The 20,881-nt window shown below is 64.0% G+C and carries 21 protein-coding genes, 1 tRNA gene and 1 pseudogene; 9 read left to right on the top strand and 14 right to left on the bottom strand.

Annotated elements, in window-relative coordinates; translation table 11 throughout:
- Window positions 1-95 precede the first annotated feature (95 nt).
- Complete coding sequence (locus K0M74_RS16765; protein WP_293975046.1) at window positions 96-272, top strand: hypothetical protein; 177 nt, start codon at window positions 96-98, stop codon at window positions 270-272.
- A gap of 136 nt (window positions 273-408) precedes the next feature.
- Here the strand turns inward: K0M74_RS16765 and K0M74_RS16760 are convergent, their stop codons facing one another.
- The 4 genes from K0M74_RS16760 to K0M74_RS16745 all read right to left on the bottom strand — a co-directional run bounded on the left by K0M74_RS16760 (window position 409) and on the right by K0M74_RS16745 (window position 5,776).
- Window positions 409-1,356 (bottom strand): hypothetical protein, encoded by a 948-nt coding sequence (locus K0M74_RS16760; RefSeq protein ID WP_293975043.1) that lies wholly within the window; start codon window positions 1,354-1,356, stop codon window positions 409-411.
- The gene (locus tag K0M74_RS16755; protein WP_293975040.1) at window positions 1,353-2,417 is read right to left on the bottom strand and encodes a membrane dipeptidase; all 1,065 of its coding nucleotides are present in this window, start codon (window positions 2,415-2,417) and stop codon (window positions 1,353-1,355) included. The genes K0M74_RS16760 and K0M74_RS16755 overlap by 4 nt, the downstream gene beginning before the upstream one ends.
- A 101-nt stretch (window positions 2,418-2,518) precedes the next feature.
- Window positions 2,519-3,142: an XRE family transcriptional regulator gene (locus tag K0M74_RS16750; RefSeq protein ID WP_088442311.1), complete on the bottom strand. Its 624-nt coding sequence runs from the start codon at window positions 3,140-3,142 to the stop codon at window positions 2,519-2,521.
- A 192-nt stretch (window positions 3,143-3,334) separates the two neighbouring features.
- A complete protein-coding gene (locus tag K0M74_RS16745) occupies window positions 3,335-5,776 on the bottom strand; it encodes a TonB-dependent receptor (protein ID WP_293975037.1) in 2,442 nt (813 codons plus the stop codon).
- Between the two features lie 176 nt (window positions 5,777-5,952).
- Between K0M74_RS16745 and K0M74_RS16740 the strand changes: the two genes are divergently transcribed.
- The 3 genes from K0M74_RS16740 to K0M74_RS16730 are packed head-to-tail and all read left to right on the top strand — an operon-like array spanning window position 5,953 to window position 9,954.
- Window positions 5,953-7,302 carry an amidohydrolase family protein gene (locus K0M74_RS16740; protein ID WP_293975033.1) on the top strand — a complete coding sequence of 450 codons (1,350 nt, stop codon included), beginning with the start codon at window positions 5,953-5,955 and terminating at the stop codon, window positions 7,300-7,302.
- A 47-nt stretch (window positions 7,303-7,349) separates the two neighbouring features.
- Entirely contained in the window at window positions 7,350-8,924 is a 1,575-nt protein-coding gene (locus tag K0M74_RS16735) for an aldehyde dehydrogenase family protein (protein WP_293975030.1), read from the top strand.
- A gap of 37 nt (window positions 8,925-8,961) precedes the next feature.
- Window positions 8,962-9,954, top strand: a complete 993-nt coding sequence (locus K0M74_RS16730; RefSeq protein WP_293975027.1) for a hypothetical protein — start codon at window positions 8,962-8,964, stop codon at window positions 9,952-9,954.
- Between the two features lie 90 nt (window positions 9,955-10,044).
- On the opposite strand, the gene K0M74_RS16725 is transcribed toward K0M74_RS16730, so the two are convergent.
- The 5 genes and pseudogenes from K0M74_RS16725 to K0M74_RS16705 all read right to left on the bottom strand — a co-directional run.
- Window positions 10,045-10,121, bottom strand: a tRNA-Arg gene (locus tag K0M74_RS16725).
- Between the two features lie 49 nt (window positions 10,122-10,170).
- Window positions 10,171-10,644, bottom strand: a complete 474-nt coding sequence (locus tag K0M74_RS16720) for a DUF1178 family protein (protein ID WP_293975025.1) — start codon at window positions 10,642-10,644, stop codon at window positions 10,171-10,173.
- 2 nt (window positions 10,645-10,646) lie between these two features.
- Complete coding sequence (gene grxC, locus K0M74_RS16715; protein WP_293975022.1) at window positions 10,647-10,907, bottom strand: glutaredoxin 3; 261 nt, start codon at window positions 10,905-10,907, stop codon at window positions 10,647-10,649.
- A gap of 72 nt (window positions 10,908-10,979) precedes the next feature.
- Window positions 10,980-11,384: a ComF family protein gene (locus K0M74_RS16710; protein ID WP_293975114.1), complete on the bottom strand. Its 405-nt coding sequence runs from the start codon at window positions 11,382-11,384 to the stop codon at window positions 10,980-10,982.
- A 216-nt stretch (window positions 11,385-11,600) separates the two neighbouring features.
- Window positions 11,601-11,771, bottom strand: a pseudogene (locus K0M74_RS16705) (ComF family protein); the annotation flags it as partial.
- 102 nt (window positions 11,772-11,873) lie between these two features.
- Between K0M74_RS16705 and K0M74_RS16700 the strand changes: the two are divergent.
- The gene (locus tag K0M74_RS16700; protein ID WP_293975019.1) at window positions 11,874-12,665 is read left to right on the top strand and encodes a methyltransferase domain-containing protein; all 792 of its coding nucleotides are present in this window, start codon (window positions 11,874-11,876) and stop codon (window positions 12,663-12,665) included.
- On the opposite strand, the gene K0M74_RS16695 is transcribed toward K0M74_RS16700, so the two are convergent.
- On the bottom strand, window positions 12,662-13,090 hold the full coding sequence (locus tag K0M74_RS16695; RefSeq protein WP_293975015.1) for a (deoxy)nucleoside triphosphate pyrophosphohydrolase: 429 nt from the start codon (window positions 13,088-13,090) through the stop codon (window positions 12,662-12,664). The two genes, K0M74_RS16700 and K0M74_RS16695, sit on opposite strands and share 4 nt — an antisense overlap.
- Before the next feature lie 23 nt (window positions 13,091-13,113).
- Between K0M74_RS16695 and K0M74_RS16690 the strand changes: the two genes are divergently transcribed.
- Window positions 13,114-13,326, top strand: coding sequence for a Flp family type IVb pilin (locus tag K0M74_RS16690; protein ID WP_366932694.1), 213 nt, complete (start codon window positions 13,114-13,116; stop codon window positions 13,324-13,326).
- Between the two features lie 140 nt (window positions 13,327-13,466).
- Window positions 13,467-13,634 carry a Flp family type IVb pilin gene (locus tag K0M74_RS16685; protein ID WP_293975009.1) on the top strand — a complete coding sequence of 56 codons (168 nt, stop codon included), beginning with the start codon at window positions 13,467-13,469 and terminating at the stop codon, window positions 13,632-13,634.
- An 85-nt stretch (window positions 13,635-13,719) separates the two neighbouring features.
- Here K0M74_RS16685 and K0M74_RS16680 read toward each other — a convergent pair whose 3' ends face one another.
- From K0M74_RS16680 to K0M74_RS16665, 4 genes are all read right to left on the bottom strand, one after another.
- Entirely contained in the window at window positions 13,720-15,231 is a 1,512-nt protein-coding gene (locus tag K0M74_RS16680) for a M48 family metalloprotease (RefSeq protein WP_293975006.1), read from the bottom strand.
- A gap of 152 nt (window positions 15,232-15,383) precedes the next feature.
- Window positions 15,384-16,331, bottom strand: coding sequence for an acetyl-CoA carboxylase carboxyltransferase subunit alpha (locus K0M74_RS16675; RefSeq protein WP_293975003.1), 948 nt, complete (start codon window positions 16,329-16,331; stop codon window positions 15,384-15,386).
- A gap of 10 nt (window positions 16,332-16,341) precedes the next feature.
- A complete protein-coding gene (locus K0M74_RS16670) occupies window positions 16,342-17,271 on the bottom strand; it encodes a tyrosine recombinase (protein ID WP_293975000.1) in 930 nt (309 codons plus the stop codon).
- A gap of 29 nt (window positions 17,272-17,300) precedes the next feature.
- Window positions 17,301-19,127, bottom strand: coding sequence for a hypothetical protein (locus K0M74_RS16665; RefSeq protein WP_293974997.1), 1,827 nt, complete (start codon window positions 19,125-19,127; stop codon window positions 17,301-17,303).
- Between the two features lie 127 nt (window positions 19,128-19,254).
- Here K0M74_RS16665 and K0M74_RS16660 point away from each other — a divergent pair, with 127 nt between their 5' ends.
- Both K0M74_RS16660 and aroB read left to right on the top strand, forming a co-directional pair.
- Window positions 19,255-19,833, top strand: coding sequence for a shikimate kinase (locus K0M74_RS16660; protein WP_293974994.1), 579 nt, complete (start codon window positions 19,255-19,257; stop codon window positions 19,831-19,833).
- On the top strand, window positions 19,821-20,881 hold a 1,061-nt coding region (gene aroB, locus K0M74_RS16655), incomplete at its 3' end, for a 3-dehydroquinate synthase (RefSeq protein ID WP_293974991.1). The genes K0M74_RS16660 and aroB, both read left to right, overlap by 13 nt.

Here is a 20,881-nt window from a genome sequence, read left to right as displayed (position 1 = left end):
ACCCGACTGTGCCAGCATGATCGCGCCGGATCCGTTCCCGGCCGATCATGTCGGAGAGATGTCTGACCGGCCCCACGTCGCAAAGCTGGGCTGCGATGCCTGCGCTGATCGGCGCGGTCGATTGCGAGCAGACCAGGAATACCCCGAATTTCGGTGAGGCGATCATCGCGCCGGTGCATCTGCCGCGCGGGCTGGTCGGCGCGGTCTTCAGGTGCTCGCGCGAGCGATTCGACCAGACCGCGCAGTCCGGTCGCGCATTGTCGGCGAGGTAACGCTGCACGCTGTCGCGCAGCATTTGCTGCTCGTCGCGCAGCGGCAGGTCGAGGGCGGCAGGTCACGTCGGATCTCCCGCTAACGTGATGCGGCATCCGACCGACGGGGTCTAGCTGATTGGCGTGGCAGGGTCTTCTATCGCCGCGGCGCGCGGTCCGGCGCCGCCAGCTCGGCTTCCGCCGGCCAATGACCCTGCGCATTTTCGGCAATGATCTCGGCCAGCAGTGCCTTCGCGCCCGCTTCGTCGCCCGCAAAGCGGCGCTCCATTGCGATCGCGAACTTGATCGTGCTGTCCTTGGTCGCGCCGACATCGGCAGGCTTCAGCCGCCCCTGCATGATCTGGACCGCCTGATAGTAGATATCGTTCTCGATCAGTTTCAGCCCCGGCTCGATCGCGTCGATCGCGGCGCGCGCCTTGGCGTGTTCGCCCATCTTGCGATAGGCGATATAGGTCCAATAGGCGGTCGGCACGCGCATATCGTCGCGCGCAAATTCGGCCGCCAGCGCCAGCGACTTGGCCATCCCGTCGACAACGGTCTGATAGTCGCCGGTCGCGAAGCTGGTCTGCGCATGATAATAGACGATGTTCCCGCGATAGGTGCTGATCGTGAGCCCGATCGGATTGGGCAGCCCGTCGGGTTCGAAGCTGTCGGGGGTGTCGCCCATCAACTCGAGCGCCTTGCTGTAATCGGCGAGCGCTGCGTCGAACTGACGCGCGCGGGTCAGGTCGCGGGCGCGAAAGCGGTAGAGCTTATAGCTGTTCGGAAAGGCCTTCAGCCCGTCGGTGAACGCGTCGACCGCATCGCAGATCCGCCCGGCATAGTCGAGGCGCCGTCCCAGCCAGATGTGCGAATCCTCGCGGTCGGGCGCGATGCGCAGCGCGGCGCGGGCGATCTCGATATCCTGATCGAGCCGCTTTTGCGTCGCCTCCGAAAATTTCGGCAGCGTGAGCGGGGTGCCGATCAGGCTTGTCGTGCATTGGCCCGCGCTCGTAGCGGCAGGCTGCGCCGCCACCGATGGCGGAGCCGCAGCGAGCAGGAGCGCCAGCGCAATCCCTGCGCCGCCCATCAATCGCGCGGTCATCCGACCACATCCTGATAGATGCGGCGCACGTTGGTCCCCATGATCTTTTCGACGTCACTTGATGCATAACCGAGCTTGCGCACCCCGTCCCACACCACTTCCATCCGGCGCGGGCCGTTGAGTTCGTCGATGAACAGCGGCCAGTCGTCGGCGTTGAAATTGGCACCTTCTTCGCGCTTCAGTTCGGCGATATAAGCATCGGTCATTTCAACGACGCGATGGTCGCGGTCGCTGCCGATCGCGACATGGTCGGCGCCAGCCACCTTCACCGCATGGTCGATATGACGGAAATAGTCCGCAAGCGCGCCCTGGCGCTTCGTCGTCAGGAACGGCCGCATCTGGCAAATGCCGACCACCCCGCCCTTCTGCGCCAGCAGCCGTAGATTGTCATCGGTGGTATTGCGGACATTCTTGTGCATCGCCATGCAGGCGGTGTGTGAGATGATCACCGGATCGGCCGACGCGTTGATCGTGTCGGACATCGTCTGCATATTCGCATGCGACAGGTCGATCAGCATCCCAACCTTGTTCATTCGTGCCACGACCTCGCGGCCGAAATGGGTCAAGCCATTGGCGCCCAATTCCTTGCACCCGGCGCCCGCCCAATTCTGGTCGTTATAGGTGATCTGCGACGAACGGACGCCCAGCTTGTGGAACAGGTCGATATTGTCGAGGTCGCGCCCGAACTGGGTCGTGTTCTGGAACAGATAATAGATGGCGATCTGGCCATTCTGGCGCGCGACGTCGATGTCGCTGGTGCGCGTCGCTTTCAGGAACAGCGCCGGATTGGCGGCGATATGTACGTCATGGTCGAGCACCGCCTGGATCGCGTCCTCATAGGCATGGGCTTCGTAGGTCTTGGGATCGCACAATGTCACCGTGATCGCGTCGAGCCCGCTATCACGCATCTGGCCGACCAGCGCCGCATCATATTCGAACCGCACTTCGCCCATCGCGTCAAAGGTCAGCGGGCGCGTGGTCTGCTTCGCCGCCAAAGCGGGTGCCATTGCCACGGCGGCTGACAGTGCCGCCCCCGAAAGCACAAATTGCCGTCTATCCATCGCATCGACTCCCAATATTTTCTATTGGAAATTTATAGCCGATAAGAAAATTATTGCAAGCGATGCTAAAAGCGCGATTCCGCCGCGCAGATCCGGTGCGATCAGCCGGTGTTGACCCACAGCACGACCGCGTCCTGCTCGCTCGTCGAATAGGCGGCGTGCTGCATGCTGCTGTCGATATAGACGCTGTCGCCAACCCCCAGAATCGCGGGCTCATAATGCTCGGTTTGAAAACAGATCTCGCCTTCGAGCACATAAAGGAATTCCTCGCCGCTGTGCTGCGACCAGGTTTTGAAATCCTCCAGGCTGCGCGCCTTGATCGTCGTCACGAACGGCAGGATCTTCTTGTGCTTCAGCTCGACGGCAATCAGCCGGTGATTATAGACCGGCGTTTCCATCGGGCGTCCCGCTCCGGCCAGCGTGATGCTGCGACGTCCGGCAGCGTCCTGTCCGGTGTTGCTGGCAAACAGCTCGGTAATGTCGATGTCGAAACCCAGCGCCAGTTTCTGCACAACATCAAAGGTCGGCGACATCTGGTCATTTTCGATCTTCGACAGCGTCGATGCAGCGAGCGAGGTCAGCCGCCCCGCGTCTTCGAGCGTCATCCCGCGCTCGCGGCGCAGCTGGTGCAGACGCCGCCCCAGATGGAAACCTTCGGTTCGGGGCCGCTTCGATTGACGAACGGCGCCCAGAATTTCCGGCTCATCTGCTGTTCTGGGGGGCATATATCGGCGGTCCTTACCTTGGCCAAACAGTGCAAGATCGACGGATTCGGGATGGCAAGTCAAACCAGGCAGCCCCGTCCGCGTTACAATCCTATAATGCACAAATTTCCGATAGGCTACGGCGCTGACAATTCGCCCATGTCAGCGCCGTATATGCCCACCGGAAACAAGCTGTCTCGCGGAGTGCGCGGATCAGAACCTATATTTGGCGTTCAGATAATAGAAACCACCGGCGACCCCGAACACGCTGTGGTTGTCATAGATCAGACCGACGCGCGCGATACCCGGCCCACGATCGGGCGGAAAGATATTGAAGATGTTGCGCGCGCCGATGCTGAGGTCGACGTCCTGAATTCCCGAATAGGTCACCTCGGCATCGAACAGCGTCACCGCCTTGCGCGGCAGGAAGGCGGCGCCGTCGCGGCGGCGCCACGCCCCGTAATGGATCGCGCGGGCCATGAATCCGAAATCCCCGACCTTGGTTGTGGCAGAAAAGTTACCGCGCCAGCGCGGCGTACCGCGCTCGAACTCGGTGACGATCGACGGACCAAACCCCGTCGGCGGCGTACCACGCAGGTGCTGCTCGTTATAATTCACCGCCAGACTGAAGTCGGTCGACGCATTGTCTGACCAGCCATGGCGATAGGTGCTGACCAGATCAAAGCCGCGCACGCGGGTGTTCATCTCGTTCTGGAAGTAGCGTACCTGTTCGATATCGGCCCCATTGGGGAAGCCGATCGCCGCCAGCGCGGCGCGCTCGGCTGCAGTGGTGTTGCGCGACGGCGTCAACAACAGGCGATCATCGACGTCGATCTGATAGAAATCCAGCGTCGTCAGGAAGCCGTCCAGACCGGTAAAAACGACACCCGCCGACATGTTGAACGAGGTTTCCGGTTCCAGCGTCTCCGAACCGAACACCTGCGCCGCGGGCGACCCCGGGACAAGCACGGCATCGAGAATGAAACCGCCCATGCCGTCGAGTTGCGAGGTCAGACTGGTACCGAACACCTGTCCCGCCGCCGGAGCGCGGAAACCGGTGCTGACCGACCCGCGAAGCGCAAAAGCATCGCTCAGTTCAAAGCGCGTCGCCGCCTTGTAGCTGAAGTTCGTCCCGAACTGGTCATAATCTTCGTAGCGACCGGCGACGGACAGGTTCCACCACGGCGTAATATCGGCATCGACTTCGGCGAACACCGCATAGCTATTGGAGTCGAAACTGCCTGCAAATTCAGGCGAGAAGCCCTGGAAGCCGTTCGATCCGGCGGGCAAATCCTGCAACGGACCGGTCAGGTAACTTGCGACATCACCCTCGCCAATGACATAGGTTTCCTTGCGGTGGCTGGCACCCGCAAAGATCAGGATGTCGTCGTTAAGCTCATAGGCGATTTCCCCGTCGAACTGGATTTCGCGCTGGGTCAAAGAACCAGGCTTGAACGACGTCGGCGAATTCACCCCCATCGACGCGTTGATCGTACCGCTGATGGTATAATCGACGGTGTTGGTGCCATAGCGCGCCGACAGATCCCAGGTCAGCGGACCATTCTGATCGCGCAGCCCGACAAGGGCGCTGAAGTCTTCGAGATGGCCGCCAAATTCCGGCGTGAAGCCACCCGGATAGATGCTGGCCAGGTTGAACTGCTGCGGGTGCGCCGGACTGAGGTCGAAAGCCGAATTGGCATAGGTGCTATGACCGTTCAGCCCGCCCGCGGCGAAAGGCTGGCGCAGACCGAAAGTCACCGAGCTTTTGCCGGTCATATAGTTGCCGAACGTATAGGCTTCCAGCTCGTCGCTGATTTCAATGCCGGCGTTCCAAACCGATTTGAACGCCATGTAGCGCGGATCAAGATTGCCTTCGGGATGCTCGGGAACCCCCGGCACGCCTGCCGCCCGCAGCGCCGCCGCGCCCGCATGGCTGGCTTTGCGCGCATAGGCCTTTGCCTGGTCAGTGTACTGCGCCGCCAGGTTGAAATAAGCATTGTCGCCAACCGGAACCGCAATATGCCCCTGAATGTCATAGGTACGCCCACCCGTGCCGTAATATTCACCGACCTGCCCGATGATCGACCCGCCGCTGCGCGCCTTTTTCAGCTCCAGATTGATGACACCGGCGATGGCGTCCGAACCATATTGCGCCGACGCGCCGTCGCGCAGCACTTCGACGCTCGACAGCGCGATCGGCGGGATGACATTAAAATCCTGGCCCTGCGAGCCCGAGGTCGACGCGTGGCCGGTGCCGATCTGGACGATCGAGGCGCGGTGGCGGCGCTTTCCGTTCATTAGCAATAAGACATGATCGGCCGGCGAACCGCGCAGCGTGACCGGGCGCACGAACGAGGATCCGTCATTTCCCTGCAGGCGCTGCGCGTTGAACGCAGGCACCAAGGTGCGCAGCGCATCGTTCACGTCGGCATAGCCGGTCGTGCTGATCTGCTCCGGCGAGATGACGTCGATGGCGACCGAGCTGTCGGTGATCGAGCGATCCTTGCGGCGCGTCCCGATGACGACGATATCGCTGCCGCCCTCATCGGTGTCGGCACCGTCAGCTTCGGGCGGTGGCGTCTGCGCCTGGGCAACCGGCGTGATCGCGAATGCGAGCGCCGACGACAACAGCAGACGTGAAACGAACTTCGACATTATTTCCCTCCTTGGTAACCCATTATTGACCCTGAAAACCGCAAATTTCCGGACCTCGTTTTATTCTTGAATTTTTTCCTATCATAAATTTTATTGCCTAGCTAGCAAAATATTCCTATGTGGTGCTCAAGGGCTGCCGCTGATCGCACTGGCCCGATCGCCGGGGAGTCCTTTACGTGGTCGACATCGCCAACCCGCCCGCACGCGACCGGCCGACCCGCCGCCTTGGCGCATTGTCGGCATCGGTGTTCGCCCTGCTGACGTCTGCTGCCGCCGCAGTGCAGCCAGCAGTTGCCGAGCAAGATCTTGTTATTCATGCCGGCGCCGTGATCGCGGTTCCCGGTGAGCGCGCGCTCGGCCCGACGACGATCGTCGTTCGCAAGGACAAAATTGTTCAGCTTCTGCCGGGCTACGTCGATGTTGGCGATGCGCCGGTGATCGACCTTAAAGACCGGACATTGCTGCCCGGCCTGATCGACACCCACGTCCACTTCAGCTTTTCACCCGCGACGCGCAACTGGTCGGCGGCGATCGACACGCCCGAAGACGTCGCGCTGGCATCCTTTTCCAATGCGAAAAAGACGTTGGAAGCGGGTTTCACGACGGTTCGCGATGTCGGGTCGGACGGCTACGCCATCCACGCGTTGCGCGATGCGATCACCGACGGGACGGTCCCCGGCCCGCGCATCTTCCTGTCTGGCACCTCGCTCTCGATCGTCGGCGGCCATGGCGACATGTCGGGGCTCAACCGCAAAACGACCGAGGCGCTGTTTCCCTATGACTATACCGGCGCATGCACCGGCGCCGTCGAATGCGCGCTGCGCGTGCGCGAGGCCGCGAAATTTGGCGCCGACCTGATCAAGATCACCACGACCGGCGGCATCATGTCGCAGCAGGCGCGCGGGCTGGGCCAGCATCTGAGCGACGAAGAACTGAACGCAATCGTCACCACCGCGCACAGCCTGGGGCTGAAGGTGGCGGCGCACGCGCACGGCGGACAGGGCGTCACCGCATCGGTCCGCGCCGGGGTCGATTCAATCGAGCATGGCACGTACCTCGACGCCGACACCGCAAAGACGATGGCGGCGCGCGGCACCTGGCTGGTGCCGACGCTCGGCCTGCTGGAATCGCACGACAGTGCCGACACCGCGCGCCTTACCCCCGCGGTGCAGGCAAAAATTGCCGAAGCGCGCAAGGTATCGGGCGACAATATCCGCCTTGCGGTGCGCCATAAGGTGAATATCGCCTTTGGCACCGACGCCGGGGTGTCGCCGCATGGCGAAAATGCGCGGCAGTTTCGCAAGATGGTCGAACAGGGGCCGATGACCCCGATGGCGGCGCTGCGTTCGGCCACTGTCGATGCCGCGGCGTTGCTCGGCCAGTCGGACCATCTCGGTACGATCGCGCCCGGCAAATATGCCGACATGATCGCAGTCGCGGGCGATCCGTATCGCGACGTCACCGTGCTGGAGAAAGTCGCCGTCGTCATCAAGGACGGTCGGATCATCGCCCGGCCTGCCGACTGACCCACAATAAACGCAACAAACAACCGAAGAACTGGCAGAAGAGACATATGAACGCTCCCGAAAATATTGCGAAAATCCCGTCAACCGCGCTCCCCGTCTCCCCGCTCGCGGCGCAAGCGGCATCGACCTTTGATCAGCTCGGCCTGTCTTTCGACGATCGCCTCGGATCCGACCTGACGGTCTTTTCACCGATCGACGGGTCGCCGCTCGCCGCGCTGCGCATGGATACCCCCGGCGACGTCGATGCCATGGTTGCGAACGCGCGCACCGCCTTTGCCGCCTGGAAGCTCGTTCCGGCCCCGCATCGCGGCGAACTGGTCCGCCGCTATGGCGCACAGGTGCGCGAGCATAAGGAGGCGCTGTCGCTGCTGCTGTCGATCGAGAATGGCAAGATCCTGACCGAAGCGCGCGGCGAGGTGCAGGAAGTCATCGACATCTGTGAATATGCCGTCGGCCTGTCGCGCCAGCTGTTCGGACTGACCATCGCGTCCGAACGCCCCGAGCATCGTCTGACCGAATATTGGCACCCGATGGGGGTGCTCGGCCTGATCTCGGCGTTCAATTTCCCCGCCGCGGTGTGGGCGTGGGGGACGACGGTGGCACTGGTCTGCGGCGACAGCGCGATCTGGAAGCCGTCGGAGAAAACTCCGCTCACCGCGCTCGCCTTTGCCGGGCTGCTGGCGAAAGCCGCGGACGATTATGATCTGGCGCCCAATCATCTGGTGCAAGTCGCGATTGGCGACGCGCGCTGCGGCACCGCGATCGCAGATCACCCCGGCGTCGCGATCGTCAGCGCGACGGGCAGCGTGCGGATGGGACAGGATGTCGCGGTGCGCGTCGCCGGGCGGTTCGGCCGATCGGTCCTCGAACTCGGCGGCAACAACGCCGCGATCATCGCGCCCAGCGCCGACCCTGACCTCGCGCTGCGCGGCGCGGTGTTCGCAGCGACGGGCACCTGCGGCCAGCGTTGCACCACGCTGCGCCGCCTGATCGTTCACCACAGCATCCGCGACGCCTTTGTCCAGCGCCTGATCGCAACTTTCGCCACCCTGCGTATCGGATCGCCGCTCGACGATGCCACGCATGTCGGGCCGCTGATCGACCAGATCGCCTTTGACGGCATGCAGGGCGCGCTCGAACAGGCACGGCGCGAGGGCGGCATCGTCCATGGCGGCGAGCGCCTCGACCTCGCGGGCGCCGCCGACGGCTATTATGTCCGCCCGGCAATCGTCGAAATGCCGCAGCAAAGCGCGATCGTGTGCGAAGAAACCTTCGCGCCGATCCTCTATGTGATGGGCTATGACACCCTCGACGAAGCGATCGCGCTGCAGAACGGCGTGTCGCAAGGCCTGTCGTCGAGCATCTTCACCAACGACGTCCGCGAGGCCGAGCGCTTCCAGTCGGCGCAGGGCAGCGACTGCGGCATCGTCAACGTCAACATCGGCACCAGCGGCGCCGAAATCGGCGGCGCCTTCGGCGGCGAAAAAGTCACCGGCGGCGGGCGTGTGTCGGGGTCCGATAGCTGGAAAAATTACATGCGCCGCGCCACCGCGACGGTGAATTACTCGGCGTCGCTGCCGCTGGCGCAGGGCGTGAAGTTCGACCTCGACATCGATCCGTGAAACTACGCACAAGAAACAAGATCCAAGGAGAGTGAATATGATCCCCCGCACCCTGAAACTATTGGCGTCGGCAAGTCTGCTGATGCTCGCGACCCCGTCGCTCGCAGCCGCGCAGGAAGGCAGCTTCCAGGGCACCTCGCTGCTCGGCCAGCCGATGGTGACCAACCCCGACCGCAACGTCGGCGTCGCCGCGGTCGCCACGCTCGAACGCGCCGCGAAAGACGCCAAGGCGGCGTTCGAAAGCAACATGAACGTCGACACTGCGACCTGGTACGGGCGCATCCTGTTCTATCAGGGCTATGTCAGAGAATCGGCCGCGGTCTATGAAACCGCGCTCAAACGCTTTCCCAATTCGGGCAAGCTGATGCGCCACCTCGCGCACCGCCATTTCTCGCTGCGCCAGTTCGACAAGTCGGTCGAGGTCGGTCTGAAGGCCGCGAAGATTTACGAAGGTCAGCCGCTCGAACGCGAAAAGCCAGGCCCCGACTATTTCCCCGGCACCCCCGACGTCGTGCAATATTATCTCTATTATCACCTCGGCCAGGCCTATTTCGCCAAGCATGATTTCGATAACGCCGCCAAATGGTTCGCCAAATCGAGCGAATCGGCCGCGTTCAACCATGATGTCGAAGCGCGCACCGCGAACAGCTATTGGGAATATCTGTCGCTCGCGCGCGGCGGCAATCTGCGCGCGGCGCAGAAGGTGCTCGACGATTACGACCTGACCCTGTTCGAGGTGCAACCCGACGGCAGCCCGGACACCTATTTCGACGGACTCCAGCTGTTCAAGGGCCATCGGTCGCCCAAATCCTTCTTCAGCGCCGAAGACACCGGCCGCGCTTTCGCCACCGCCGACGGCGTCGCCGCATCGACCGCCTACAGCCTCGCCAATTATTACATCCTGATGGGCGAGGCCGAAAAGGCGAAACCTTGGCTCCAGCGGTCGATCAACGTCGACAGCTGGAGCTATTTTGCCCGGGTCCAGGCCGAGGCCGACTGGTTGCTGCTGTTCCCCGGCCAGCAACCCTGACGCGCTTAGCCCCCAAGAGCGGCCGTTCGCGCGCGGAGTACCAGGGGCGCGGGAACGGTCGCGAAGGTGGCGATCGTCGAGGACTGGAGGTGGTGCACCCGACAGGATTCGAACCTGTGGCCCCCAGATTAGGAATCTGATGCTCTATCCTGCTGAGCTACGGGTGCGCCGCGGCTCGTGTAGCGGCGCCGCACGCGCAGCGTCAATTGGGCCGGGTCAATTTACCGCGTCGGGCGGGACGATCGGCACGAGCAGCGGCATCGCCGCAATGCCGTCGTCGCGCAGCGCCTGCGCCTCCTGCGGCGAGGCCTGGCCGTGGATCAGATCCTCTGCTGTGCGGCCTTCGTGCATCGCGCGCGCCGCGTCCGCAAAATCGCGCCCGACCCAGCGCGATCGGGGTAGCATCTCGGCCTGTTTCGCTGCAATTTCGGCTATGACTTTGCGTACCAGTTCGGGCGAAATTTCGCCCGCTGTCGCGGCATTGTTCGGATTGGTCGGCGCTTTGACTGTCAACTGGTTCGACTTGGCCCCCACCCGTGGAGCCATCACAGCTTTCTTCACATCGCTGTCGCCACACACCGGACAGCCGATCAGCCCGCGCGCCTGCTGGTCGGCAAAGGCGTCGCTGCTCGCGAACCACGCTTCGAAACGGTGATCTCCGGCAGCGCAGCAAAGATCGAAAACGATCAAGGTCAGGCAATCCCCAACAGCGGGTCGAGCCCGCCGCGCGCGTCGAGCGCCGCCATGTCGTCGCTGCCGCCGATATGTTTGCCGTCGATAAAGATTTGCGGAACCGTGCGTGCTCCCCCCGCACGCTCGACCATCGCATCAAACCCGGCGCGATCCATCGTCACGTCGATTTCCTGATATTCGGCGCCTTTGCGATCGAGCAGCGCTTTCGCGCGCGAGCAATAGGGGCAGAGGAATTTTGTAAATACTTCGATCTTCGCCATGCGGCTATCCTGTCATGATGTGGTCGGACATATCGGAATCCAACGATGCAAAGTCAAATATGTTGCTTGTCATCAGCGCGTCGGGAACCGCGCGCGCCCATGTGAGAGCCGACACCCGTTCGCTCCGCTGCGCTGCAACGCCCGGGCCGCCGCGCGCAAAGTCGCGCCGCTGGCGTGAACGTCGTCGATCAGCAACACATGACGACCCGACGCGCGCACCCCGGAATCGCGCGCCAGCGCAAAGGCGCCGGAAACCTCTTTTTCCCGTTCGCGGCGATTCTTGTCGCGGAGCGATGCGGTCGATTTGACGCGCCGCAACAGGTGGTGATCGTGCGGCGTGCCGGTTACCCGCGTCGGCGCATGGGCAATCAGCGCTGCCCGATTGAAACCGCGCGACCAGAGGCGCCAGCGATGCAACGGGATCGGCACCAGCAGCATCTCCTGCGGATCGCCGAACGCCATCAACGGGCGTGTCATCAATTGCGCCATCAACCGCGCGTGACCGGTTCGCCGCCATATTTCGGCCGCAACACCACAGTGCGCGACAGGGCTACAGGCGAGGGCGGCAGGCGCGCCCTCAAAGGGTGGTGCTGCCGCCAGCCAGGCGCCGCAAGCGATTGGCCCCACGGGCAGCGCCCTGGGCAATGGGACCGAGCAATGCGAGCAGGCCGGGCCATCGAGAAAATCGAGCGATGTCCAGCAGGACAGGCAAAACTGCCGGTCCTCGCCGACAATGACGCCGCATCCGGGGCAGCGTGGGGGTAGCGCATCGCCGGCGATGGTCCGCACTAAGGCGCGCAAGTGGTACGACCATCGCGCCGTCGCCGCCGCATTTTCTTCGGCATCACCGGTTATTGCCGCCATCGACGACTTGTGCCGCATCCTCTGCGGCGGCACAAGCGGCGCATGTCGCATTTGCCCCGCCCGCTCTTTTCGTCCGCGCGCCATCTTGCCCAGCGCGACCGGATGGCGAACGTACCAGCTTCGGCCAATTTTCTGGCGCCGGTCATCGCCGAGGCGATCGTTGACCGGCTAGCGATGGTGACGCGCGCGTTTTCGCGTATCCTGTTGATCGGCGCGCATGATCCGGCGCTGACGGCGCATTTGCGCGGCATCGCCCATGAGCTGACGATTGTCGAAGCCGGACCGCGTCTGGCAGCCCTTACCGGCGCAATGGTTTGCGAAGCGGACAGCATCGACCTGCCTTTCGCCAGCTTCGACCTTGTCGTCTGGCCGGGCGGGCTCGACAGCCTCAATGATGTTCCCGGTGCGCTTGTCCGACTGCGTGCCTTGCTCGCTCCGGACGGACTTCTCCTCGGCGCTTTTGTGGGGGACGGCAGCCTGCCGCGATTGCGCCGCGCGGTCATGGCCGACGGCGTACGCCCCATCGCCCGAATGCACCCGCAGATCGACCTTTCGGCGATCGGCAATCTGCTCCAGCGCGTCGGCTTTACCCTGCCCGTCGTCGATGTCGAGGCGTTGGCCGTTCGCTATGGCGACTGGTTGGCATTGGTCCGCGATCTCAGGGCAGGCGGCATGGCGAGTCGGCTCGACCCGGCGCCGCCACCGCTGACCCGTACGGAAATTGCCAGCATCACTGCTGCCTTTGCCGCACAGGCCGACGCCGACGGCCGCGTCGCCGAAAGCTTTCGCCTCGTCCATTTCAGCGGCTGGGCGCCCCATCCGGACCAGCCACAGCCGGCCCGGCGCGGCAGCGGCAAAGCCTCGCTCGCCGCGGCGCTGAAGCCGAAAGCCTAAATCAACGCTTCGAGCAGACCGATCAGCGGCTTATCCGCTGGCGGCATGGCCAGCCCATAAAGGTCGACCGGGCGCACCCAGCGAAGCGCGCTCGCATGTCGTGCGACGGGCGTACCGCGCCATTTGCGACAAACAAATAGCAACAAGAGCAGGTGCCGATCCCCCAGTATATCGCTGGCGAAGCAGGCTGGCGCCAGGCAGGCTTGTTCGACATCAATGCCCAATTCTTCGGCGAGTTCGCGGATCAGCGCCTGTTCTGGCGTCTCGCCCGGCTCGATCTTGCCGCCCGGAAACTCCCATAGGCCGGCCATTGGCAATCCGTCGGGTCGCTGTTGGACAAGCAGGCGACCGTCGCGATCGACAAGCGCGGCGGCGACTACGACCAGGTCACTTTTTGGCGGTTTTCCGGGGTTGGCGACGGACAAATTGTTAACCTTCCTGTGCGAACATGGGCATCCTCGGGAACTATATTTCAGTCAGGGGTGGAACAATGCGCAATCTTTACAGGCTGATGCGGTCGACCAGGGCCGCCACAGCCGTCGAATATGGGCTGATACTGGCCCTCATCTTTCTTGCTGCGATGAGCACAATAACCAACGTCGGCAGATCAACGTCGAATATGTGGACCGGTGTTTCGTCGGCCGCCACCAACGCAATGTAATAGAGTGTCCGTTTATGGGACTCGGTAGGTTTTTTGTTCAGGGTCCGTCATTAAGATTTTCAAAACCTATTCGCCTTAAACCAACCCGTGTTGACCCAGACCAGACCGTCAACAGGGTAAGTGAAATCAGGAGACCAGTCATGAAGTTCATCAAAAAGTTCGTCCGCGATACCAAGGCCGCTACCGCCATTGAATATGGCCTCATCGCGGCTCTGATCGCCGTCGCTGGCATCACCGCCATGGGCGCGGTTGGCAACAGCGTCACCAGCACTTTCGAGAAGGTCGATAACGGTCTGACCGACGCGTAATCGACCGAAATTTCCCGGCTTGCCGGGGAAATAAAAAAGAGGGGCGGCCCTGCAGGGCCGCCCCTTATTTTTTGTCCTAATCGCCTCAACGATTGGCATAAACCACGACTTTCACCCTCTGCCCCGGCGTCAACCGGCTCGATGCGGTCAGCCGGTTAAGCACCTGAAACCGCTCGGCCTGATAATTGCTGTAGGCCATGCGCCGCGCCAGGCTGGCCATCGTATCGCCGCGCCCCACCGTCACCACATCGATCCGCCGCGGCCTGATCGCCGCCGCTTCGGCCGCATTCAGCCGCCGGACGCTGTTGAACATCGGGTTGAACACGCCCGTGCCGCCCGCCTTCGTCAACGTAATAAAGTGAAACGCACTGCTCCGCGAAAACTCATACGCGAAAACCGTCACATCGACCTGCCCCGACTGGCTGGCGACGCGCGCCGTCGAATAAAAGGCAGGAAGCCCATTCACCGTCGTCCGCTGGACCGCACTGGGGCTGATTGCCGAATTGCCCGCGACCGATTTGAACGCGGCGGCGATATAGGCATTCATGTCGCCGCTGTAGGGTCCGGTGGTGAACTGCGCCTGCCCGCCATTGCCGCTGACCGACACCGCGGTGGCACCATTTTGCATGCCGTATCCGCGCGGCACTTCAAAACGCAGACGCAGATCGGGGTGCAGAAACTGGTTGCCTTCGACGACGCCCTGCGCCGGATCGTCACCGTAAAGGACATTGTCGATGGCGGCGAGGAAGGCGTCGACATTCCGCACCCCGCCGGTGCCGCCAACGCGGCTCGCCAGCGTTTGAGCGTTGCGGACGCGTGAGGCCGGATCGGGGTGTGTGCTCGCCCATGCCGGCAGCGACCGCGCGTCACCGCCAGACAGCCGCGCGTCGAGATTGGTCTGGTTGGCGAGGCTCGCGAGCATCGTCGAAAGCGCGAGCGGGTCGTACCCCGCGCTGCGCAGATATTGAACGCCGAGCTGGTCGGCCTGCAATTCCTGGCTGCGCGAAAAGCCCAGCGTTGCAAACTGTGCGACCCGCATCGCATTATTCTGGAGCAGGCCGCCGAGTCCGCCGAGCACGCCGCCGCTGTCGCCGATCGCGCCGCCGAGCACCGCGCCCAGCACACCCAGAATCTGATTACGCGTCGCCGCCGACTGGCGCCTTTTGCTGTGCTGCGCCGCGACATGGCCGACCTCATGCCCCAGCACCCCGGCGAGTTCGGCCTCGTCGTTCATCAGCGCCATCAGCTGGCGGGTGACATAGACATAGCCGCCGGGGATCGCGAAGGCGTTGTTCACGGGCGAATTGAGCAAAGTGACGGTAAAATCGCTGCGCGCATTCGACAGCCCCGATTGCAGCGCGATATTCTGTCCGACGCGGACGGCGTAGGCCGCTTGCGGGCCGTTATACGCACCGCCGAATTCGGCCATCAGCTGCGGATGCGCTTCATCGCCCTGCTTGCGCTCGGAAGGCGAAATGTTGGTCGCCGTCTTGATCGCCTTGAGCTGAGCGTCGGCAACCCCAGTGAAAGCGAGACTGCCGAGCGCCGCCGTCGCCGCCAGCTTGATCGCCAGGCTGTTTTTTTTGATCTTGCTCATCGCTGCGCCTCCCACATGCCGTTCGTTGCCCAAGGAATATCCCCTATTCGCCACGAGGCAAGCCGTGGCGCAACCGCGGCTTGCCAGAGACGCGGCCAATATCTTGACGATGAACGCTAATCCCCGCGATCGGGTTCCGCTATTGCGGCGCGTCAGGCGCGCCCCATCGCGAGGAATTTCTCCTCACGCGCGGCAAGGACTGCGTCGCGCGGCATACCCGACAGGCTGTCGAGTTCCTGTGCGATCGCATCGCCGAGCGCGGCAATCGCCATGTCGGGATCGCGATGCGCCCCGCCGACGGGTTCGGGAACGATGCGATCGATGATCTTCAGCCCGAGCAGATCCTGCGCCGACATCTTCATCGCCGCCGCAGCATCGGCCGCCTTGTCCGACGTCCGCCACAGGATCGACGCGCAACCTTCGGGTGAAATCACCGAATAAACGGCGTGTTCGAACATCAGCACGCGGTTCGCGGCAGCGAGCGCGATTGCGCCGCCCGATCCGCCCTCGCCGACGATCGCCGCAACCATCGGCACGCCGAGCGCCAGACATTGTTCGGTCGAGCGCGCGATCGCTTCGGCTTGACCGCGTTCTTCGGCCTGGATGCCCGGAAAGGCGCCCGAGGTATCAACCAGCGTGATCACCGGCAGGCCAAAACGGTCCGCGAGCTGCATCAGGCGGATCGCCTTGCGATAGCCCTCGGGCTTGGCCATCCCGAAATTATGCTTCATCCGCGACGGGATATCGTCGCCCTTTTCATGGCCGATCACCATCACGCGGCGGCCGCGAAAGCGCGCCAGCCCGCCCAAAATCGCCTGATCGTCGCCGAAGTTGCGGTCGCCGGCGAGCGGCATCCAGTCGTCGAACATCTCGGCGACATAATGTTTGAAATGCGGGCGGTCGGGGTGGCGCGCGACCTGCGTCTTTTGCCACGGCGTCAGCTTGGTGTAGATATCGCGCAGCAATTTCGAGGACTTATCCTCCAGCCGCGCGATGTCATTGTCGATATTGAGCGTCGGGTCGTCCCCCATCTCGCGCAATTCGGCGATCTGCCGATCGAGCGCGGCGACCTGTTTTTCGAAGTCCAGAAAGGCTGTCATCGTCGGACCGCTAAGCCGATGGCGCCGCAACGTCAACGTCTGGCGACTCCGGTCCGGCGTCGATGTGCGCGAGCGGGTGGCGGCGATTGACCAGTTCGACGAGGCGCCGGCTGTCGACATGGGTATAGATCTCGGTCGTCGCGATGTCGGCATGGCCCAGCATCAGCTGCAATGCACGAAGGTCCGCCCCGCCCTCGAGCAAATGGGTGGCAAAGGCGTGGCGCAGCACATGCGGGCTGACCGCGGTCGGATCAATCCCCGCGCGGCCCGCCAGATCGCGCAGCATCTGGAACAACCGAACGCGCGAGACATGGCTTTTGCCCGACGGGAACAGCCAGGGCGAACCGTCGGCCAGCAGCGGAACCCAGCGGTCGAGCGCGCCGCGCGCGCGATCCGACAACGGCACCAGCCGCTCCTTGTCGCCTTTTCCCCGCACGATCAGATATTCGCGCTCGCCGGCGATTGCGCGCCGCGGCAGTGCCACCAACTCGCTCGCGCGCAGCCCCGAACCATAGAGAAGTTCGAGCAGCAACAGCATCCGCACCGCGCGCGCTGGCGGCGCTTCGCCTGCGGCGTCCTCTTCGGCCTGCGCGAACAGCCGCTCGACATGCTCATGGGTCAAAATGCGTGGCAGCGGGCGGCGCGTCGTCGGCCGTGCAATATCGAGCGCGGGATTGTCGGCACGGTCGCCTTCGTCGAGCAGGAAGGCAAAGAACTGCCGCAGCGCCGACAGTTTGCGCGCCGCGCTGCTAGCCGCAAGCGACTGATAATCTGCCATCAATCGGCGCAGCGCCGCGACGTCCGCGTCGGCGAGCGGGCCTTTGATCCATTCGGCCGCTTGCTCCAGATCGCGGCGATAGGCGGCGAGCGTGTTCCGCGCCGCGCCGCGCTCGGCGGCCATCATCTCCAGAAAACGGTCGATCGCTGCTCCGTCAGACATCGTCTGACTGCGCCATCAAACGCTCAGACTCAGACACGCACCAGCGCTTCGGCGGCGATCATCCGCGCTTCGGACGCCAGCCCCACCTCGCGCAGCGCGCGGACGATATAATAAAGATGATAGGGCGGCACTTTCGACCATTCGCCCTGCATCCCGGCGGCGGCGAGCAATGCCACCATGCCGGGCTCGCGCCGCTCGGCGGCCGCCATGATCGCGCGCGACCAGCGCGTCTGCTTGCCCAGATCGACTTCGAGATCGCTCGCCGCCGACGCCACAACGCCCGTTTCGATCCGCCCGAGGCCTGCCAGTCCGGCGAGCAGGAATTTCGAGCGCAGAAAGCCGGCGCTATCGTCATCGCCCGAAAACTGCCCGACGGTGCCAGCCGTCGTGCCGTTCAGCGGCCGCGGCGACCCGACCGCCAGCAGGCCCCACGCGCGGCTGCCCACCGTCACCTTCGGCACCCAAGCGATGGCGTTGGCGTCGTAACCGCCGGCCAGCATCGACCCCAGCAACTGCCAGGGATCGCTCCCGACATCGGTGCTCACTGGCAACGCGGCGGCGGCGCGCGCGGTCGAAACGATCGCGGCGTAGCTCTGCACGGGTGTTGTTCCAGCACCCCAAAGCCTTTGCATCGCGGTATAGCGTTCACCGCCATCGGCGGCGCCAAAGGCCGCCCGCAACTGTTCGGTCTGCGCCGCAAGTGCCTCCGCGGGTTCTTCCTCGCCCGCCGCCGCGCTCAGCAACGATACATAGGCTTCGCTCGACAGCACGCCGCGCGCCGCCGCCTCGGGCGCCGCAGCGACGCGATTCGCCATTTCGGTCATCGGCGCGAGCACCGTCCAGCCCTTCATATTGGCCGGGGCCGACGTGCGAAGGGGTTCGGGGACGGGGACCGCCGTCGCGGTCGCCATCCCGAACCGCCAGCTGGTCAGCCGGTCGACATTATCCCATTCGATCGTCGTCGAGCGGCGCCCGCTGCCGGTTGCGCCGAGCACACGTTCGGTAAGCAATATGTCGAAATTCGAAATCTTGCCGCTCGACCGGACGCGCCCGATCGCCCAGCCCGCTGGCCCCGCCTCGCCCGACAAGCCCGAACAGATCGCCGAAGCCAGTCGCCATGCCTGCTCGTCGCCATGGGCCAAACCCGCGGGAACATAGGGACACATGCCTGCCGGATCGGCGTTGGCCAGATAAGTCTGCTGCGCCGTGGCCACGAGGCGCGGGCTCGCGCGATCATAATCAACAGCCTGAACGATCCAGCGGGCCGCGAGTGATTCGCCCATGCGCAACAGCAGCGATGCACGATCGGCGGCCAGATCAGCGCCGTTAATCGTATCGGGGGTATCGATCGCCGATACCAGCGCGCGGCGCAGCAGGATCTGGCCCCAGCGCGACGCAAACTGGCCGTTGGTGCGGCGCATGATCGCCGCGGCATATTGGCCACGCACGCCAAAGGCATCGGGAGCGAGTCCGCCGGTTTCGGGCGTCAGCGGCCCGATGCGGGTGAGCAGGCGGCGGGCGCCCGGCGGTAGGTCGTATTTCAGCGTGCCGGGGGTGACCTCTTCGCCGTCTTCGCCGTCTTCGCCTTTTTCGTCAGCGGCGTCGGCGGGCGTTCCGGCAGTGTCGGTGGCGCCCACCGAGGAGGTGACAGGCGGTGGGGTCGTGCCGTTTTTCGGTGCCGATGTCGGCGCGGGGGTTTGCGACGGCGTTGGCGTGGGGCGCGGCGCCGGGGTGTCGGCAGGATTGCCAAAGCCTTCGGGCAGCAGCGATTCCTGCGCGAGCGCGGGCAGCACCAGCGCGGCGGCCAGCGCAGTACCCGACAGGGCGACGGTCAGCGTCAGCAGTTTTTTCGTCATTGCGCTGCGCTTTCGCCAATCTTGTCGGCCACGTCCACCTCAATCCTTCGCGCCCGATTGGCCGGGCCTTCGTTGATCGGCGAAAACCGTTGTTCCGCGCGTCCCGGGCGGTATAGCCCCGCGCACCATGTCGCGAAACCCGAAAAGCCCGGCTGCTGCCAATCCCACATCGATCCGCGACCGGTCGATCGTGCTTGTCGGATTGATGGGGTCAGGAAAATCCACCGTAGGCCGCCGCCTTGCGGGACGGCTCGGCATGCGTTTCGCCGACGCCGACGACGAAATCGAGCGCGCCGCCGGGATGACGATCGCCGACATTTTCGAACGCTTTGGCGAAGCGCATTTTCGCGACGGCGAGCGGCGGGTGATCGCGCGCATGCTCGCGGGCAAACCGATGGTGCTGGCGACCGGCGGCGGCGCCTTCATCAACCCCGATACGCGTGCGCTGATCCTGCGGGACAGTCTGTGCATCTGGCTCGATGCCGACATCGCGACATTGGTCGAGCGCGTCGGGCGTCGCAGCCACCGCCCCCTGCTCAAGAACCGCGACCCTGCCGAGGTGCTGCGCGAACTGGCGGCGGTCCGCAACCCGATCTATGCCGAGGCGCATCTGCGCGTCAGTTCGGCGAGCACCCCGCACGATCACACCGTGCGCGCGATACTGGAGGCCCTGTCAAAGTGGGAAGATCCGCAATGGAACAGCTGACCGTTGACCTTGGCGCCCGCAGTTATCCGATCCTGATCGGCGACGGGCTGATCCGCAGCATCGGCGAACATGTCGCGCCATTATTGAAACGCCCGCGGACGATGATCGTCACCGATGCCCATGTCGCCGATCATTATCTGGCCCCCCTCGGCACCGCGCTGGCGATGGAGAATATCTCCTTTTCGTCCTTCGTCCTCGACCCCGGCGAAGCGACGAAAAGCTGGGCCGGGCTCGCTCGCCTGACCGAATGGCTGATCGGCGAAGGGATTGAACGCAGCGACCATGTCATCGCGCTTGGCGGCGGCGTGATCGGCGACCTTGTCGGCTTCGCATGCAGTATCGTCAAGCGCGGCTGCCACTTCATCCAGGTGCCGACCACATTGCTGGCGCAGGTCGACAGCAGTGTCGGCGGCAAGACCGCGATCAACGTCGCCGCGGGCAAGAATATGATCGGCGCTTTTCACCAGCCCGCGCTGGTCGTGATCGATCCGACGACACTCGAGACTCTGCCGCGCCGCGATCTGGCCGCAGGATATGCCGAAGTGATCAAATATGGCTTGATCGACGATGCCGCTTTCTTCGCCTGGTGCGAAGCGCATGGTGCGGCGCTGCTCGCGGGCGACAGCGCCGCCCGGCACAAGGCGATCGCCCATAGCGTCGCAGCGAAGGCCCGCATCGTTGCCGCCGACGAACGCGAGACGCAGGACATCAGGGCATTGCTCAACCTTGGCCACAGCTTCGGTCATGCGCTCGAGGCCGCGACAGGCTATTCCGACAAGCTGCTGCACGGCGAGGCCGTGGCCGCCGGCATGGCGCTCGCTCACCGTTTTTCGGCATTGCAAGGTCTGTGCCCGAGCGCCGACGCCCCCCGCGTCGGGGCGGCTCTCGCCGCGGGCGGCGTGGCGCACGCTCTGGCCACCGCGGGGGTGGCGACCTGCGAAACCTCCTGCAGCAGTTCGCCCAGCCGTTCCGCAGCACCCGATGCCTGGGAAAGCTCGCCCCACACTTCGGAGAGTGTTCCCATCGATCCTGCGGCGATCAGCGAATA

The organism is Sphingopyxis sp., from assembly GCF_019459305.1.
Classification (GTDB): Bacteria; Pseudomonadota; Alphaproteobacteria; order Sphingomonadales; family Sphingomonadaceae; genus Sphingopyxis.
The sequence above is the reverse complement of the archived record's forward strand: the minus strand, read 5'-3'. Positions and strand labels throughout refer to the sequence as shown.